General features: G+C 66.4%; 12 protein-coding genes. 6 read left to right on the forward strand and 6 right to left on the reverse strand.

The features are described 5' to 3' along the window. Positions 1-8 precede the first annotated feature (8 nt). The 3 genes from UU7_RS16090 to UU7_RS16095 all read left to right on the forward strand — a co-directional run bounded on the left by UU7_RS16090 (position 9) and on the right by UU7_RS16095 (position 2515). Positions 9-497 carry a DUF2127 domain-containing protein gene (locus tag UU7_RS16090; protein WP_007810157.1) on the forward strand — a complete coding sequence of 163 codons (489 nt, stop codon included), beginning with the start codon at positions 9-11 and terminating at the stop codon, positions 495-497. 477 nt (positions 498-974) lie between these two features. Next, positions 975-2006: an RHS repeat-associated core domain-containing protein gene (locus tag UU7_RS17795; protein WP_083846017.1), complete on the forward strand. Its 1032-nt coding sequence runs from the start codon at positions 975-977 to the stop codon at positions 2004-2006. Further along, positions 2003-2515 (forward strand): hypothetical protein, encoded by a 513-nt coding sequence (locus tag UU7_RS16095; protein WP_157582379.1) that lies wholly within the window; start codon positions 2003-2005, stop codon positions 2513-2515. Before UU7_RS17795 ends, UU7_RS16095 begins: the two co-directional genes overlap by 4 nt. Before the next feature lie 484 nt (positions 2516-2999). Here UU7_RS16095 and UU7_RS16100 read toward each other — a convergent pair whose 3' ends face one another. From UU7_RS16100 to xerD, 6 genes are all read right to left on the reverse strand, one after another. Continuing rightward, complete coding sequence (locus tag UU7_RS16100; RefSeq protein WP_007810164.1) at positions 3000-3908, reverse strand: DMT family transporter; 909 nt, start codon at positions 3906-3908, stop codon at positions 3000-3002. A gap of 61 nt (positions 3909-3969) precedes the next feature. Beyond that, entirely contained in the window at positions 3970-4890 is a 921-nt protein-coding gene (locus UU7_RS16105; RefSeq protein WP_007810165.1) for a glycosyltransferase family 2 protein, read from the reverse strand. Positions 4891-4957: 67 nt separating this feature from the next. Further along, a complete protein-coding gene (locus tag UU7_RS16110; RefSeq protein ID WP_040673601.1) occupies positions 4958-5698 on the reverse strand; it encodes a hypothetical protein in 741 nt (246 codons plus the stop codon). Between the two features lie 29 nt (positions 5699-5727). Next, a complete protein-coding gene (gene purL / locus UU7_RS16115) occupies positions 5728-9645 on the reverse strand; it encodes a phosphoribosylformylglycinamidine synthase (protein WP_007810167.1) in 3918 nt (1305 codons plus the stop codon). A gap of 363 nt (positions 9646-10008) precedes the next feature. Beyond that, entirely contained in the window at positions 10009-10779 is a 771-nt protein-coding gene (locus tag UU7_RS16120; protein ID WP_193385091.1) for a DsbC family protein, read from the reverse strand. Positions 10780-10972: 193 nt separating this feature from the next. Continuing rightward, complete coding sequence (xerD, locus tag UU7_RS16125) at positions 10973-11908, reverse strand: site-specific tyrosine recombinase XerD (RefSeq protein WP_157582382.1); 936 nt, start codon at positions 11906-11908, stop codon at positions 10973-10975. Positions 11909-11939: 31 nt separating this feature from the next. Here xerD and UU7_RS16130 point away from each other — a divergent pair, with 31 nt between their 5' ends. From UU7_RS16130 to UU7_RS16140, 3 genes are all read left to right on the forward strand, one after another. Beyond that, positions 11940-12443, forward strand: coding sequence for an RDD family protein (locus UU7_RS16130; RefSeq protein WP_040673611.1), 504 nt, complete (start codon positions 11940-11942; stop codon positions 12441-12443). Positions 12444-12498: 55 nt separating this feature from the next. Further along, positions 12499-13266, forward strand: a complete 768-nt coding sequence (locus UU7_RS16135) for a class I SAM-dependent methyltransferase (protein ID WP_007810176.1) — start codon at positions 12499-12501, stop codon at positions 13264-13266. 89 nt (positions 13267-13355) lie between these two features. Further along, positions 13356-14609 carry a polyhydroxyalkanoate depolymerase gene (locus tag UU7_RS16140; protein ID WP_007810178.1) on the forward strand — a complete coding sequence of 418 codons (1254 nt, stop codon included), beginning with the start codon at positions 13356-13358 and terminating at the stop codon, positions 14607-14609. Positions 14610-14814: the final 205 nt, after the last annotated feature.

Raw genomic sequence — 14814 nt, forward strand, 5'->3', positions numbered from 1 at the left:
TGGCCTCCATGTTCCCACGCAAGCATCCCTCGCCTTCCGCCACGCCGTCAGAACATCACGCCGGCCTGCGCATCATCGCCATCTACGAGATGGTCAAGACCGTCTGCCTGCTGCTGGTGGCGATGGCGGCCTTCCACTTCTATCACGAGCAGAACTTCGACCGGCTGGTGCACTGGCTGGGGCATCTTTCGCTGGCCGACAGCAATGGCCTGCGCTGGAAACTGGTGGAGTTGCTGCAGGACTTCGGCCCCAGCAGGTTCGTGGCGGTCGGCGCGGTGGCGCTGGGCTACGCGGTGCTGTTCGCGATCGAGGGCGTGGGCCTGTGGCTGGGCAAGCACTGGGCCGAATGGTTCACCGTGATCGCCACCGGCTCGCTGATTCCGCTGGAACTGTACGAGACGCTGTACCACTTCGGCTGGCTGAAGCTGGCCACCCTGCTCGGCAACGTGGTGATCATCATCTATCTGGTGCGCATCGCGCTGCAGCCTCGCAAGTAGCGACGGGCTCTGGTGGATTGGTTTGCGGTTCTACCCAGCAACACTTCACTGAGTGACTCGATCAGAAGCGTTTCGTCCTCCTGCGGAGGGCGAGTCACTTCTCTTGAATCGCCAAGAGAAGTAACCAAGAGAAGGCGACCCTCCTCGGCGCTTGCCGGGCTTCGCCCGCCAAGTCCGTGACTCGCGGCCGGGCTTTTCGACAGGACTCCTGTCCTGGCGAAAAGGCGCCGGCATCCATGCCGCCGCCCCTGCGGGCCTGTCGCCCACGACTCACCGCCTCACAAGGGAGTGAAGTACAAGGGCAAGATCCGCGGCAAAGGCCAAGCACGCTCTATCGAGATGCTACGAAAGTAGACCTGGATCACCCCGCGCTTGCCTGTGCTCGTGTTCGTGCTTGCATGCGTCCTTGACCTGAGCAGATTGTGGCTGTCAAATCCAACATGCTTGCGCAATGCAGCGACAATCAGGGGCAACGGAATGTTTCGTTTTTGCAAGCGCTGCACCAGCCTTGTCTGGATTCTATTACTTGCAGTTCCGCTGTACTGCGCGGCGCAAACGAGCGGCGGAAATGCCGCCGAGCAAGCCGCCGCGGCTGCGCATGCCGCCATGGTGGCTGGCACGACATCGGCGCCGACCGGCACGGTGCATTATTACTACACCGATCCGCAGGGCACCGTACTGGCGGAGACCGATGCCAGAGGCAACATCGTGGCGACGTACGATTACACGCCATACGGCACGGCGGTTACAAGCAACGGCATGAGCGGCGCGCCGAACGGGCCGGGGTATACGGGTCATGTGAACGACCCTGATACCGGGTTGGTGTACATGCAGGCGCGCTATTACGATCCGGCGGTGGGGCGATTCCTCTCACCTGATCCTGCGGGCCGGAAGGCTGGGTTTAACGACTACGCGTACGTCGGCAATAATCCCATTAACAAGATTGACCCGACCGGCATGTTCGAATGTAACAACAAGGCATCTTGTGATGCAGGGACGAAGCTTCGAGGCGACTTCCAGAAAGCTCAACAGCACTACAAGAGAGGTAGTCCTGCGTACAAATCGCTCGCGGCAGGTATCACGGCTTTAGGGACCGCGAACGATGGCGGCGCCATACACGTCGTTACCGTTAACCAGCCAATGTCGACCGCGCTCGGTTGGGGATCTGCTCCAAAAGGTCAGACACCAACCCTCACGCTTAATCTGGCGCAGCTCAACGCGCAGCCGAAAACTCAACAGGGCGAAGCGAACTTCGCAGCCACTGGAAGGCATGAAATTCAACATGTGATGGATGACATGCTGGCTGGCGACAAACCCCGTGATCCGGTGAACGAGTTCTGGCACGAGGTTCGTGGGGTACGTGCTGAAACACCAATATGGGAAGGGATGGGCCAGAGTGACCCCTTGTGGGGAACTTGGACCACAAGTGGCGGATTGAACATGCAACAGGTGTATAGCGAAGCCGAGACTTCAACCGTCAGTTATTGTCCGGGTGGTAAATGTCCATGAAAACCCGATGGATTTTTGGCGTACTTTGGTGTCTCGTTTCAGCGCAGGCCGATGCAGCATGTTTTTGTGACGGCGCTAAGCTTGTTTCTCTCGATCAGTTGCTCATGAACCAGAACCGGTTTCTCAACAGACGGATTCAGACACATGCAGTCCTGACCACCGATGCGAAGGAATACACGCGCATCTGGCTCGCTGAGAAGTCGAACTTCACAGTTCTAACCACCGCCGATGAGGAGTCCACTGTCTACAGTCAAAGACACGGTTTTTCAACCCGGCCGCCATTCAATGTGACCAGTGATCTGTTTGAAAAACTGCGAGCCATGGAAGGGGCGAAGTACAAGAAAGACATGAGCAAGATTCAGTATTATCGGCAAGATGTCCTTGCATGTGGACGATTGATCAAAGAGCAGGGTGAACTTCGTTTTGCCTTAGACGACATGCACATTGACCGATCGTATCTGCTGCCGTGGAGAAGCAAAAAGGGAAAGCTTGGCGACGGTACGAAGTGAAACCTCTCGTCATGTATCACCGGTAGTCACCGAGAATGTCAGCTTCTCGTAGTTAGCAAAGGTGGTGGTCCGAAGAAGCCTTAGAGCCTTAGGGTCAGGTCTTGCTTTGCCACATTCGCGAAGACTGTGGGGCAAATTTTTGTAGCATCACGATGGAGTGCGCTTGGCAGTTGCCGTTGCGGTTGCGGTAGCCGTTGATCTTGAACTTCCCCCCTTGTGAGGCGGTGAGTCGGGGACGACAGGCCCGCAGGGGCGGCGGCATGGATGCCGGCGCCTTTTCGCCAGGACAGGAGTCCTGTCGAAAAGCCCGGCCGCGACTCACGGACTTGGCGGGCGCAGCCCGGCAAGCGCCGAGGAGGGTCGCCTTCTCTTGGTTACTTCTCTTGGCGATTCAAGAGAAGTGACTCGCCCTCCGCAGGAGGACGAAACGCTTCTGATCCAAAAACACCAAGACGCGGTGATCGCCCAGATCCACCGCGCCCCCTCACACCTCGTGATGCACCGCCTCCGCCGGCAACGTAATCGCCCCCCCCTTCGGCGGCAGCAGCTCGACCAGATACATCGCCACCAGGATCAGCCCGCCGCCAACCAGCATGCGCCAGCTCAGCACGTCGCTGCCCAGCAGCACCGCGAACGCGGCGGCGAATACCGGCTCGGTGGTCATCACGATCGCGGCGCGGGCAGCCGGCAGGTGCGACTGCGCCCAGGTCTGCATCAGCATCGCGCCGGCGCCCGCGATCAGCGCCATGTACAGGATGGCCAGCCACGCGCCGCGATCGGGTGGCAGCACCGGCCCGTGCGGCGCAGTGGCGAGCAGGCAGACCACCGCGATGGCGACCATCTGCACCGCCGACAGCCCGAACGCGTCGCCCGGTCGCGACCACTGGCCGAGCAAGACGATATGCAGCGCGTACAGCGCGGCCGAGGCCAGGGTCAGCCATACGCCGAGATCCACCGACACGCCGTTCAACGACAGCAGGCCAAGACCCAGCGTGGACAACGCCACCGCCAGCCACACGATGCCGGCCATGCGCTGGCCCAGCAGCAGCATCGCCAGGATCGGCGTGAACACCACATACATGCCGGTGGCGAAGCCGCTGACGCTGGGCGCGATCAGCGACAGGCCCCAGGTCTGCAGCAGCTGGCCGCAACCGTAGACCAGGCCCAGCAGCAGGCCACGCAGCAGCTGGCCTCGCCCCAGCCGCCACACCGGCCGGGCGAACAGCGCCAGCATCGCCACCGCGGCGATGGCGAAACGCACGGCGAGGAAGTCCGCCACCGGCATGCGGCCGACCACATCCTTGATCAGCACGAAGGTCGAGCCCCACACGGCGGTCATCGCGATGAGGCCGAGCGTGGCCAGCAGGGTGTGGTGGCGGTGGGTGGCGGACATCGGGAAGGCGGGGCGGCAGTGAGGCGGGCACGTTAGCGCAACCGGCGCGCGGTGTCGCGGCCTACTCGTTGTCGACCGGCACTGGCCGGCGGCGGGCCTTCAGCAGCAGCAACCGCCACAGCTGTCCGGGAATCTGCAGCAGGAAGTGGGTCCAGATGCCCAGCCACACGGTCACCGAAACCAGCCGGTTGTCGGCCGCCGGATCGTGCTTGCGGAACCACTGCCACATGCCCCGATGCTTGTGCCGGCTGACGAACACCGGACGGTGCCGGCTGGAGCTGCCCTTGCCGTGGTGTATCCGGATGTCGCCGGCCAGCAGCACCTGGTAGCCGATGTCGCGCACGCGCCGGCACAGGTCCAGGTCCTCGCAGTGCAGGAAGTAGTCTTCGTCGAAGCCGCCCATCCGGCGGAACAGCGCGCGCGGCATCAGCATCAGCGCGCCGGACACCGCCTCGGCCTCGATCAGCCGGGGCGGGATCTCCCCGCCGACGTTGACCTTCTCGCCGGCCCGGTTGAACAGGCTGTTGAGCGAACGCTGCAACAACGGATCGCGCCGCCAGGATGCCGGATCGGCGCGCCCCTCGGCATCGCAGACCACCGCGCCGATCAGCCCCACCTTCGGCTTGCCGGCGAGCAGGCCGACCAGTCGCTGCAGGTCACCTTCCTGCAGGACGCAGTCGGGGTTGAGCACCAGCAGCGCATCGCCCTGCGCCTGTTGCGAGGCGAGGTTCACCGCGGGGCCGAAGCCGAGGTTGCGGTGGTTGTAGATCACCTTGAGCCGGCTGTCGTGCGCATGCGCGCGCTCGATCGCCTCGGGCACGCCGTCGTGCGAGTCGTTGTCGACCAGCAGCAGTTCCAGGGCCAGCGAACTGGCCAGGATGCTGCGCACGCATTCGCGCAGGGCCGGACCGCTGTCGGCGGATACCACGACCACGCTGAGCGGCAGCGTGAACGGCGAGCGATGGAATGCAGGGGTATCCATTCGGCAAGTATGCGCGGTGACGCGTGAACGTAAAACCTCGAAGCGTCGACAGCGCGCGACTCCGGCCTCAGCCTTCGTCGTCCCGGCCGAGCACGGCCGGCAAGGCCAGTGGCATCGCATCGTCGCCGCGGCCGAGCCAGGGCTGCTCGCCATCCCAGCCGACCAGTTGCCAGCGCCGCAAGCGGTATCGCCGATCGCGCTGGCGATCCCACAACAGCAGCGAGCGTTCGTCGCGCAGGCGTGCGATCAGCCAGCGACCGGAAACGCTGAAGGCGACCGCGTCGCCCACGTCATCGATGCACTCGCCGGTGGCGAGCCGGCAGTGGCCATCGCTGCACACCACGTTGCCGCCCAGCGGATCGGACGGATGATCGGCGACGGGCTGCCAGCGCACCGGCTGCAATTCGATGATCCGCGCCGGCGGTCCGCTGGGTGCCAGCGCCAGTTCCGGCCATTCGGGCGATGGCGGTGCCGGCGGAGCGCGTCGCAGTTCGCGATCGAGCCAGGCCTCGAGCCCCGCCAGCAGGGTGTAGCCGGCCAGCGCGCCAAGCAGGGCCGCGCCCCAGGCCATCGCGTCGCCACCCAGGCTGCGCTGCAGCGCGAACAGCATGCCCGGCAGTCCCCAGCGCAGCGCGCGACGGATCATCGCGGCGTGCGTCCCGGCAAGGCGATGTTGCAGCAACACCGTCGAGGCGGCGAGCGACAGCAGCAACGGCAGGTCCAGCCACCACGGCAACACCGCCAGCACGGCCATCCACGCCACGACCGACAGCAACGCCCGCGACGCGGGCCAGCGGCGCCAGGCCATCGCTCAGCGCCTCGTCAACCGCAGGAGGTTCAGCCGCACCACACGCGCGCGTTGCGGAACATGCGCATCCACGGCGAATCCTCACCCCAGCTGTCCGGATGCCAGCTCAGCTGTGCGGTACGGAACACGCGCTCGGGGTGCGGCATCATGATCGTGACGCGGCCATCGGCGGCAGTGAAGCCGGCCAGGCCACCGGGCGAGCCGTTGGTGTTGAGCGGGAAGCTTTCGGTCGGCTTGCCGCGGTTGTCGACGAAACGCACCGCGCCGTTCGACTTCGACGGACTGCACACCTGGGGGAAGCTCACCCGGCCCTCGCCGTGCGCCACTGCCACCGGAATCCGCGAACCGGCCATGCCCTTGAAGAACAGGCTCGGCGTGTCGAGGATCTCCAGCGTGACCAGGCGCGACTCGTACTGCTCCGACGCATTGCGCAGGAACTTCGGCCAGTGCTGGGCGCCGGGGATGATTTCCTTCAGCTGCGACAGCATCTGGCAACCGTTGCACACGCCCAGCGCGAACCTGGTCGGGTCGGCGAAGAACGCGCTGAACTGCTCGCGCAGCATGTCGTTGTAGAGGATCGAGGTGGCCCAGCCGCGACCGGCACCGAGCACGTCACCGTAGGAGAAACCGCCGCAGGCCGCGAAGCCGCGGAAATCCGCCAGCTTCACCCGCCCGCTGGCCAGGTCGGACATGTGCACGTCCACCGCGTCGAAGCCGGCGCGGGTGAAGGCCGCCGACATTTCCACCTGGCCGTTGACGCCCTGCTCGCGCAGGATCGCGATGCGTGGACGCTCGCCGCTGGCAATGAACGGCGCCGCCACGTTCTGCGCCGGATCGAAGCTGAGCTTCGGGCTGATGCCCGGGTCGGCATCGTCCATCCGCCATTCCAGTTCGGCGTCTGCGCTTTGCGGGTTGTCGCGCTGGCGCTGCATCGCGTGGCTGGTCTCGTTCCACGCCTTGAACAGCGTGCTCCAGTTCCACTTGAACAAGGTCTCGTCGCCGAGGAACAGCTTGATGCCCAGTTTTTCCTTGGGCCGCCCGATGCGGTAGCCGATGCCGGCCAGGCCGTACTTCACCAGCAGCGCCTCGAACGCCTCGCGGTTGGCCTCGGCCACCTGCACCACCGCGCCGAGTTCCTCGTTGAACAGCGCGCGCAGGGTCGCCTCGGCCCAGCCGTCCAGATGGATTTCCAGGCCGCAGTGGCCGGCGAAGGCCATCTCCATCAGGGTGGTGATGACGCCACCGTCGGAACGATCGTGATAGGCCAGCAGGATGCCGGCGGCGTTCGCTTCCTGGATCAGCTCGAACAGTGCCTTGAGGCGTTTCGGATCATCCAGGTCCGGCGGCACGCCACCGGAACGGTTGAATACCTGGGTGAGGCAGGAACCGCCGAGGCGATCGCGACCCGCGCCCAGATCGATCAGCCACAGTTCCGAATGCCCGCGATCCAGCCGCAGTTGCGGCGTGAGCGTGCGGCGCACGTCGGTGACGCGGGCAAAGCCGGTGATCACCAGCGACACCGGCGACACCGTGCGCTGGTCGGTCTGGCCGTCGTGCCACACGGTCTGCATCGACAGCGAGTCCTTGCCGACCGGGATCGAGATGTCCAGTGCGGGGCACAGTTCCATGCCCACCGCCTTGACCGCGTCGAACAGCGCGGCGTCTTCGCCCGGATGATTCACCGCGGCCATCCAGTTGGCCGACAGCCGAATGTCGCCGAGGCTGGCGATCGAAGCGGCGGCCAGGTTGGTGATCGCCTCGCCCACCGCCAGTCGCGCCGCATCGGCGCTGTTCAGTACGGCCACCGGCGCGCGTTCGGCCATCGCCATCGCCTCGCCGGCGTAGCCGTCGAAGTCGGCCATCGTCACCGCGCAATCGGCCACCGGCACCTGCCACGGGCCGACCATCGGATCACGATGGTTGAGGCCGCCGACGGTGCGGTCGCCGATGTTGATCAGGAAGCTCTTGCTGCCCACGGTAGGCAGGCGCAACACGCGCAGCAGGGCCTCGTCCATGCCCACGCCGGACAGATCCGGCACCAGATCGATGCGCGGCTTGATCCGCTTCGCATCGCGATGCATCCGCGGCGGCTTGCCGAACAGCACGTCCATGGGGAGGTCGATGACGACCTCCCGGGAATCGGGAATCGGGAATCGGGAATCGTCAGAAGCGACAGCGGCACGCGTCACCAGCAGGCGGCGTTCGACGGTGGCGTCACCGACGACGGCGTACGGGCAGCGCTCGCGCTGGCACATGGCCTCGAATTCCGCGAGGTTCTCCGGCGCGATGGCGAGCACGTAGCGCTCCTGCGACTCGTTGCTCCACACCTGCATCGGCGACAGCGAGGGGTCGTCGCAGGGGATCTTCGACAGGTCGATCACGCCGCCGACGCTGGCATCGTTGAGCAGCTCGGGGATTGCGTTGGACAGGCCGCCGGCGCCCACGTCATGCACGCTGACGATCGGGTTGGCGTCGCCGCGGGCGCAACAGGCGTCGATCACTTCCTGGCAGCGCCGCTCCATCTCGGCGTTGTCGCGCTGCACCGAGGCGAAGTCCAGCTCCGCGCTCGACGCGCCGCCGGCCACCGACGAGGCCGCGCCACCGCCCAGGCCGATCAGCATCGCCGGGCCGCCCAGCACGATCACCTTGTTGCCCGGCTGCACCGGGCGCTTCAGCACGTGGCCAGGGCGCAGGTTGGCCAGGCCGCCGGCCAGCATGATCGGCTTGTCGTAGCCGCGGCGGAAACCGGGCTGGCCGGGCAGCTCGGCTTCATAGCTGCGGAAATAGCCGCCCAGACAGGGACGGCCAAACTCGTTGTTGAACGCGGCCGCGCCCAGCGGGCCGTCGCGCATGATCTCGAACGCGCTGGCCATGCGCGGCGGCAGCGGCCGCTGCACTTCCCACGGCTGCGGATGGCCGGGAATGCGCAGGTCGGAGACCGAAAAACCGGTGAGGCCGGCCTTCGGCTTGCCCCCGCGGCCGGTCGCGCCCTCGTCGCGGATCTCGCCACCGGCGCCGGTGGCGGCACCGGGCCACGGCGCGATCGCGGTGGGATGGTTGTGCGTTTCCACCTTGATCGCGAAGTCGATGCGTTCCTCGTGGCCCCGCCACACGCGATCGGCCGGATCGGCAAAGAAGCGGCGGCCGGTGCTGCCTTCGATCACCGCGGCGTTGTCCGAATAGGCGGACAGCGTATGTGCGGGCGACTGCTGATGGGTGTGCTTGATCATGCCGAACAGGCTCTTGTCCTGTTCCTCGCCATCCACCGTCCAGCTGGCGTTGAACACCTTGTGCCGGCAATGCTCGGAGTTGGCCTGGGCGAACATGAAGAGTTCGGCGTCGGTGGGATCGCGACCCAGCTCGGCGTAGCGATCGACCAGGTACTCGATCTCGTCGTCGGCCAGCGCCAGGCCCAGCCGCCGGTTCGCCTCGGCCAGCGCCGCCTGCGGATCGGCGCCGAGCGTGACGTGCACCAGGTCGCCGGGTGTCCCGGCCAGGAACAGGCCCTGCGCCTCGTCGATGCGGGTCAGCACCGACTGGGTCATCGCGTCATGCAGCACCGCCAGGATCGCGGCGTGATCGGGCGCATCCTCCGCCGGCAGCCCGGCGACCAGCCAGGCCTGCCCGCGTTCCACCCGACGCAGGTTGAAGCCAGGCACATCGAAACCGGCGCCGTGCAGGATGTCGGTGGCCTTGCTCGACCACGGCGAAATCGTGCCCAGCCGCGGCACCACCCACAGCGTGGCCGGCTCCGGCGCGGCGTCCTTCGCCTCCAGCACGGCCAGCAGCCGCTGGCGCAGCTCGCCGGTGGGCGCGCTGTCGGCGTCGATGAAATGGACGAACCACGACGCCTGCACGCGCACGCCATGATGCAGGGCATCAAGGTGGGCATTGAGGCGTTCGAGGCGGAACGGCGAGAGGGCGTTCTGCCCGTCGAGTGCGATCATGCGGGGAACGAAGCTATGCGAGGGAATTGCCCATTCTAGCTCAAGCCGTCTTCGGCTACGCCGAGACCCCCCTTCCAGCTCAAGCCGTCTTCGGCTGCGCCGAAGACACATTCGCCCCTCCCCCTGCTAGCAGGGGGAGGTTGGGAGGGGGTAGCCCCGGCTACCCAAGCCGTCCCAGCGAAGCCGCGCCCCTGGCTTTTGCCCCTCCCTCCCTTCGCGCAGGGGGAGATTAGGAGGGGTCGCTCTTGATCCTGCCGCAAAGAGCACCCCACCCCAGCCCTCCCCTGCTGCGCAGGGGAGGGAGCAAGGCAGGGAATCACACATTCGCTCCACCCTGCCTTGCAGGGGAGGGAGCATCGGGAATCAACCGCCCTGCTTCAACGCCTGCAGCAGCTGTTCGGGCGTCACGTAGCCACCCAGGGTGCGGCCGTCCGGGCCGTAGATCGCCGGGGTGCCGTTGACGCCCAGCCTCACGCCCAGGTTGAACTGGTCCTTGACCGGGTTCACGCAGGTCGTCGGCGCGGGCGGGCGCCCCTGTTTGGCCGCGGTGAACGCTGCCTTGCGGTCCTTGGCGCACCATACCGACACCATTTCGGTATAGGTCGGCGTGGGGCCACCGGCGGTGGTCACCAGGCCTTCGCGCGGCCAGGCCAGGTATTCCACCGCGATGCCTTCCTTGTTGAAGTCCGCGATGTGTTCATGCAGCGCACGGCAGAAGCCGCAGTTGACGTCGGTGAACACGGAAATCGTGTACTTCGGGTTGGCCGGCGCATAGACGATGCGCTCGGATTCCGGCACCTTGGCCAGTTCGGCCTTGCGGAAGCGCGCCCAGGCGTCGTCGCTGGCATTCTGCTTGCGGCCCAGGTCGATCAGGTCGCCGTGCATCATGTACTTGCCGTCGGCGCTGATGTAGAGCATCTGGCCCGAGGCGATCACCTGGTAGAAGCCCGGCATCGGCGCCGGCTCGATCACGTCCACGTTGATGTTCGGCGCCAGGCTGCGGATCGCCTTCTGCACCATCTCGCGCACGGCCGGCGTCACCGCCGCAGTGGCGGCCGCCGCCGGCTCGTTCTGCACGGCGCAGGCACTCAGCGAAAGACCACCCAGGCACAGCGCCAACACAAGATTCTTCAGCATCACCAGCCTCGTTCATCGATCCGTCGCGGGGATCGACGGTATCGCCCATTCTCGCACAGGCCGAGGGCTCGTCCGGGGATGTGCGACGGTATGGCAGGGCCCGGGTTGTGCCGGAATCTCCCCGCGAGCCAGCCACGCCGGCACCGCGCCATTGCACTCCCCGACCCAGGCATCTCACGGCAATCCGCCATCACCCCCGCGGATGATGCTGCGCATGCAGCCGCTTCAATCCTTCCTTCGCCACCAGCGTGTAGATCTGGGTGGTGCTGAGCGAGCTGTGGCCCAGCAGCATCTGCAGGGCGCGCAGGTCGGCGCCGTGGTTGAGCAGGTGGGTGGCGAAGGAATGACGCAGCACGTGGGGCGAGATGCGTTTCGGATGGATGCCGATGCGCAGCGCGTAGCGCTTGACCAGGGTCCAGAACATCTGCCGGGTCATGCCCTCGCCGCGCTGGCTGAGGAACAGCGCCGCCGGCTGTCGTCCCTTCGCCAGTGCGGGACGGGCATCGGCCAGGTACTTGCCGATGTGTGCCAGCGCCTCTTCGCCGACCGGCACCAGGCGATCCTTGCCGCCCTTGCCGGTCACCCGCAGCACGCCCTGGCGGGAATTCAGCGCGGCCAGCGGCAGTTCGACCAGCTCGGATACGCGCAGGCCGGAGGCGTACATCAGTTCCAGCATCGCGCGATCGCGCAGACCCAGCATGGTGGTGCTGTCCGGCGCCTGCAGCAGGCCGTCGATCTCGCGTTCGGCCAGCGCCTTGGGCAGGCTGCGCGGCAGCTTCGGACGTTCGATCAGCAAGGTGGGATCGGCGAAGCCGGGCTCGTTGCGGACCCGGAACGCGTAATAGCGGCGGAACGCCGACTGCCGTCGCGCCAGCGATCGCACCGCCACCGCCTGACTGCCGTGATAGGCGGAAATGTCCTCGCGCCGCGCCGTGGCCAGCTCGCGACCGTGGCTGGCCAGCCATGCGGCCAGCGATTCCAGGTCGCGCCGATACGCTTCCAGCGTGCGATCGGCCAGGCCGTCCTCCGACCACACCCGCTCGACGAACGCGGCGATGCTGCGGCGGTCGGCTTCGGCGATACTGTCGCGGATCATTTCCTTCTCCATGCGCACGATGCTGGCCATTGCGCGCGCCCGACGCAAGCGACCGGACACGATGCCCGCAGATTCCACCGCCACCCCTGCCCCCTGCCCGCTGTGGCGCCGCCTGCTGGCGCTGGTCTACGACCTGCTGATCGTGGTGGCGATCGTGATGGTGGTGGGCCTGCTGTGCCAGCTCGCCACCGGCGGCAAGCTGATCACCACCGGCGCGAAGACCGTGATCCCGCTCTGGTACCAGTGCCTGCAGGGCCTGGTGGTGGCGGCGTACTTCATCAGTTCGTGGCGGCGCGGCGGACAGACCGTGGGCATGCGGCCGTGGCGCATCCGGGTGACCCGCGACGATGGCGGCACGGTGACCTTGCAGCAGGCGGTGATCCGCCTGCTGGTGGCCGGTGCGCCGATGGTGCTGTTGCTGCTGGCGCCCGCGTTCGGTCTGCGCACCACGCTGTGGACGCTGCTGGTGGTGTGGGCGGGCTGGTTTGCCGTGGCGCTGTTCGATCGTCGCCGGCGCGCCGTGCACGATTTCGCGGCGGGCACCGAAGTGCGGCGGCTCGATTGAGGCCGCAGCGTCCGGCTTCACGCCGTGCTCAGCCCGGGAAAGGTTCAATCCGCCGATGACCCGAAGCCGAGCCGACACCAGCCGCAGCGATGCCGACCTGGTCCGCATCAACCGCGGCTTCTACGAATCGCTGTGGTCCGCGGCCAGGCTGATCGGGCCGGAACGTTTCAATACCTGGCCGCTGTCGCGCGAGTTGGCCGAGGCTGCGCCGCGCCGGCTGGAAGTGGCGCCGGGCCTGCGCCCGCGACTGCCGCTGGCCGGCACCTGTTTCGTCGACCTCAGCCATGCCGCGCTGCGCCGGCTGCGGGCCGGCGGCGGCAACGCGATCCACGGGATGATCGGTCAGCTGCCCTGCGCCGACGCCAGTTTCGACCTGGTCTGCGCGCTCGACATCCTCGAACACGTCGCCGATGACGACGGCGCACTGGCCGAACTGGCCCGCGTCGCCGCACCGGGCGCCAGCGTGCTGCTGTCGGTGCCGCTGCATCCGCAGGCGTGGACCGCCTTCGACGAGTTCGTGGGCCATTACCGACGCTACGAACCGGCGGAAATCCTGGCCCGGCTGGCTGCACATGGTTTCGTCCTGGAACAGAGCGCGGTCTACGGCATGCAACCGGGCTCCTCGCGCCTGCTGGCGCTGGGCCAGTGGTACCTCACGCACCAGCGCGAACGCGCGATGTGGTGGTACAACCGGGTCTTCATGCCGATCGGGCTGCGCTTCCAGAAACCGCTGCAATGGCATGCGGGACTGGGCGACACCGCTGGCGTCGACGAGGTGCTGCTGCGCTGCACGTATCGGCCAGCGACAGCGCCAAGCCACTGATTGGATTGGGAGCCGCCGCTGCGGCATCGCAACACGCACCGCCAAAACGGCGCTAAGATGGCTGCTTTCGTCCCGGCAATCCCCCTTCGATGCTCTATCAGATCCATGAGTGGCAACGTGCGTTCCTCGGCCCGCTGAGCCATTTCGCGCAGGCCAGCGCGAACATGCTCAACGACACCAGCAGTCCGTTTGCCCAGGTGCCGGGCGCGCAACGGCTGGCCGCCGGTTACGAGCTGATGCACCGGCTGGGCAAGGATTACGAAAAGCCGGAGTTCGGCATCCACAGCGCCACCGCGCATGACCACGAGATCGCGGTGATCGAACGGGTCGCGCTGGCCAGGCCGTTCTGCCAGCTCAAGCGCTTCAAGCGTTTCAGCGACGATCCCTCGACCATCGAGAAGATGAAGAACGATCCGGTGGTGCTGGTGGTGGCGCCACTGTCCGGCCATCACTCCACGCTGCTGCGCGATACCGTGCGCACCCTGCTGCGCGACCACAAGGTGTACATCACCGACTGGGTCGACGCACGCATGGTGCCGGCGGCCGAAGGCACGTTCGGACTGGACGACTATGTCGCCTGCGTCGAGGAGTTCATCCGTCACATCGGCGCTGCCAGCCTGCACGTGATCTCCGTATGCCAGCCGACCGTGCCGGTGCTGGCGGCGGTGTCGCTGATGGCCGCGCGCGGCGAGGATACCCCGCGCAGCCTGACCATGATGGGCGGCCCGATCGACCCCCGGCGCAGCCCCACCAGCGTCGACAACCTCGCCACCCAGCGACCGCTGTCGTGGTTCAAGGGCAACGTGATCCATACCGTGCCGCCGAATTACCCGGGGCGCGGACGCGAGGTCTATCCCGGTTTCCTGCAGCACGCCGGCTTCATCGCGATGAACCCCGGCCGGCACATGACTTCGCACTGGGATTTCTACCAGGACCTGCTGCGCGGCGACCAGGACGATGCCGAATCGCACCGCAAGTTCTACGACGAATACAACGCCGTGCTGGACATGCCGGCGGCGTTCTACCTCGACACCATCGAGAAGGTGTTCCAGCAGTTCCTGCTGGCACGCGGCCTGTGGGACGTGGCCGGTGAACGGGTCGATCCCTCGGCGATCAAGCGCAGCGCCCTGCTCACCATCGAGGGCGAACTGGACGACATCTCCGGCCTGGGCCAGACCGAAGCGGCACACGACCTGTGCAGCAGCATCCCGGCCGGGCGCCGCGCCCACCGGGTGATCGAAGGCGCTGGCCACTACGGCATCTTCAGCGGCCGCCGCTGGCGCGAAACGGTGTACCCGCAGGTGCGGGATTTCATCCGCAAGTTTGATCAGGTGGCGAAGTAGCGCTGGCAGGTTATCCGCTGCGCGGCGCGTTTCGTTGGCTTCAGAGTGATGGGCTTTCGTCCTCCTTCGGAGGGCAAGTTCTGTTCTCGCGTTATGCCCAGAAAAGCGAGAGCTCAAGTGCAGAGCGGTCGATCGCCTTCGGCGACCGAGTCACTTTCTCTTTGAGTGGCCAAAGAGAAAGTAACCCAAGAGAAAGGCCACCCCG

Source organism: Rhodanobacter spathiphylli B39, from assembly GCF_000264295.1.
In the GTDB taxonomy this organism is placed as follows: domain Bacteria; phylum Pseudomonadota; class Gammaproteobacteria; order Xanthomonadales; family Rhodanobacteraceae; genus Rhodanobacter; species Rhodanobacter spathiphylli.

Excerpts from the sequence above, each read along its gene's own strand:
- UU7_RS16090 (WP_007810157.1), top strand. The coding sequence starts at position 9 with ATGTTCCCACGCAAGCATCCCTCGCCTTCCGCCACGCCGTCAGAACAT.
- UU7_RS17795 (WP_083846017.1), top strand. The coding sequence starts at position 975 with ATGTTTCGTTTTTGCAAGCGCTGCACCAGCCTTGTCTGGATTCTATTA.
- UU7_RS16095 (WP_157582379.1), top strand. The coding sequence starts at position 2,003 with ATGAAAACCCGATGGATTTTTGGCGTACTTTGGTGTCTCGTTTCAGCG.
- UU7_RS16100 (WP_007810164.1), bottom strand. The coding sequence starts at position 3,908 with ATGTCCGCCACCCACCGCCACCACACCCTGCTGGCCACGCTCGGCCTC.
- UU7_RS16105 (WP_007810165.1), bottom strand. The coding sequence starts at position 4,890 with ATGGATACCCCTGCATTCCATCGCTCGCCGTTCACGCTGCCGCTCAGC.
- UU7_RS16110 (WP_040673601.1), bottom strand. The coding sequence starts at position 5,698 with ATGGCCTGGCGCCGCTGGCCCGCGTCGCGGGCGTTGCTGTCGGTCGTG.
- purL (WP_007810167.1), bottom strand. The coding sequence starts at position 9,645 with ATGATCGCACTCGACGGGCAGAACGCCCTCTCGCCGTTCCGCCTCGAA.
- xerD (WP_157582382.1), bottom strand. The coding sequence starts at position 11,908 with ATGGCCAGCATCGTGCGCATGGAGAAGGAAATGATCCGCGACAGTATC.
- UU7_RS16130 (WP_040673611.1), top strand. The coding sequence starts at position 11,940 with ATGCCCGCAGATTCCACCGCCACCCCTGCCCCCTGCCCGCTGTGGCGC.
- UU7_RS16135 (WP_007810176.1), top strand. The coding sequence starts at position 12,499 with ATGACCCGAAGCCGAGCCGACACCAGCCGCAGCGATGCCGACCTGGTC.
- UU7_RS16140 (WP_007810178.1), top strand. The coding sequence starts at position 13,356 with ATGCTCTATCAGATCCATGAGTGGCAACGTGCGTTCCTCGGCCCGCTG.